The organism is Acidovorax benzenivorans, from assembly GCF_028680575.1.
Lineage (GTDB): Bacteria > Pseudomonadota > Gammaproteobacteria > Burkholderiales > Burkholderiaceae_C > Acidovorax > Acidovorax benzenivorans.
In genome coordinates this window covers 1-1,413 of sequence record NZ_JAPCKI010000036.1, presented here as the reverse complement: position 1 = coordinate 1,413, position 1,413 = coordinate 1, and the positions used below count along the sequence as shown (strand labels likewise).

Sequence of the window (1,413 nt, the reverse complement as noted above, 5' to 3'; positions counted from 1 at the left end):
CACTGGAAGGGCACGCAGCTCAACCTGATCGACACGCCCGGGCATATCGACTTCAACATCGAGGTGAACCGCTCGCTGCGGGTGCTCGATGGCGCGGTCGTCGTGTTCGACGGCGTGGCTGGCGTGGAGCCGCAGACCGAGACCAACTGGCGCCTCGCTGACAAATACCGTGTGCCGCGCATCGCGTTCATCAACAAGCTCGATCGCGTGGGCGCCGACTTCCACCGCGTGGCGGCCATGATGGAAGAGCGCCTGGGCGTGCGCGTGGTGCCGCTGCAGATTCCCATTGGCGTGGAAGGCAACTTCCGCGGCGTGGTGGACCTCTTGAGCATGCGTGCCCGCATCTGGGACCGTGACGACGCAAGTGCCCCGTACCGGGAAGCCGATGTGCCCGCCGAGCTGCTTGAGCAAGCGGTGCGCGAACGCGCCCGCCTGGTCGAAGCTGCTGTGGAACAGGACGAAACTGCCCTGCAGGCCTACGTGAACGGCGAAGACATCGCCGTCGACGTGCTGCGCGCTGCCATCCGCAAGGGTGTGCTGGCAGGTGCCTTCGTGCCTGCGCTGGCCGGCTCGGCCTTCAAGAACCGCGGCGTGGAGCCTCTGCTCGACGCTGTGGTGGACTACCTGCCCTCGCCGGACGACATCGTGCGCGAAGGCAGCGAGGGCAAGCCCGCTTCTGCCGCCGACCCGTTCGCGGCCCTGGCGTTCAAGGTCGTCACCGACGACCATGGCGCCAAGGTCTTCGTACGCGTGTACAGCGGACGACTGGGCCGGGGCGACGTGGTGCTCAACACCAGCACGGGCAAGACCGAGCGTGTGTCGCGCCTGTACGAAGTGCATGCCGACAAGCACATCGAGCGCGACGAGCTGGTGGCGGGTGACATCGCCGCCGTCGTCGGCCTCAAGGACACGCTCACGGGGCACACGCTGAGCGACCCGGCCCACCCCGTGGTGCTGGAGCAGATCAGCGTGCCCGAGCCGGTGATCCACGTGGCCATCGAGCCCAAGGCGAGCGCGGACCAGCAAGGCCTGTCCAAGGCCCTGCAGTCCCTGCTGCGCGAGGACCCGAGCCTCAGGCTGCAGCACGACGCCGAGTCCGGTCAGACCATCCTGTCCGGCATGGGCGAGCTGCAGCTGGAGGTGTCGATCGAGAAGCTGCGCGCACGCCATGGTGTCAACGTGTCGGTGGGGCGCCCCCAGGTGGCTTACCGCGAGACCATTTCAAAGAGTGTGGAGGTACACCATGTGCACAAGAAGCAATCGGGCGGCCCCGGCCAGTTCGCCGAGGTGAGGCTGCTGCTCGAACCTCTGCCCAGGGGCGAAGGCATCCGCTTTGAAAGCCGCATCGTCGGCGGCGCCGTGCCGCGCGAGTTCATCCCCGCCGTGGAGGCCGGCATCCGCCGTGCCGCCCTG

1 protein-coding gene is annotated in these 1,413 nt (G+C 67.7%); it reads left to right on the top strand.

Features of this window, described 5'->3' with window-relative positions; translation table 11 throughout:
- A partial coding sequence (locus OIN59_RS25235) for an elongation factor G (RefSeq protein WP_274114954.1) occupies positions 1-1,413 on the top strand: 1,413 nt, incomplete at both ends.